This window comes from Mesorhizobium sp. 1B3, from assembly GCF_050958605.1.
Taxonomy (GTDB): Bacteria; Pseudomonadota; Alphaproteobacteria; order Rhizobiales; family Rhizobiaceae.
The window spans coordinates 1-724 of sequence record NZ_JBJHDO010000034.1; the positions used below are offsets into that span (position 1 = coordinate 1).

Below are 724 nucleotides of genomic sequence, written 5' to 3' on the forward strand. Positions count from 1 at the left end.
CACGAGCACGAGCACCGTCGGATTGCCGATCAGCGGTTGCGCAAGCTCGAGCAGCTCGGTCGGCAGCCGCGAGAAGGACATGAACCGCGAGAAGATCTGCGCGGCGATGAGCAGCATCAGGAGCATCGCCGAGACCTTGACGGAATCGATCAGCGCGGCGGCGATGTCCTTGGGGCCGACCCGTCGCATGACGATCATTCCGACGAAAGCCGCGAAGGCGCCGAGCGCGCCGGCCTCGCCCACGGTGACCACGCCGCCGTAGATGCCGCCGAACACGACGAACATGAGCACGACGACGAAGCTGAAGGCGGCGATCGAGCGCCGGGTCTCCTGCGGATCCTCGGCGACCTCGTGGCGGCGACCGTCGACGGCCTGCGGCTCGACATCGCCGAGGAAATAGAGGCAGCCGGCATAGGCGAGGATGCACAGGAGGCCGGGCCCGATCGACCCGATGAAGAGGTGGCCGATCGGGGTCTCGGTGAGCGAGCCGTAGATCATGATCAGCAGGCTCGGCGGGATGATCACCGAGAGCGAGCCGGAGATGGCGGCGAGCGCCACCGAAAAGCTGCGGGTGTAACCGACCCGTTGCAGTTCGGGACCGGCGAGCGTGGCAAGCGCGGCCGCGCTTGCCGTGCCCGAGCCCGACACCGCGCCAAGCAGGCCGCCGGTGACGAGGGTGGCGACGCCGAGCGGAAACCTGCGGTAGCCGGCAAGCCTGTGGCCG

Annotated in this window: 1 protein-coding gene; it reads right to left on the reverse strand. The window is 68.6% G+C overall.

What is annotated here, in order from left to right; all coding sequences use genetic code 11:
• Positions 1-724, reverse strand: a 724-nt coding sequence (locus ACCO56_RS33030) for a TRAP transporter large permease subunit (protein WP_433645208.1), incomplete at both ends; no start/stop codon positions are given.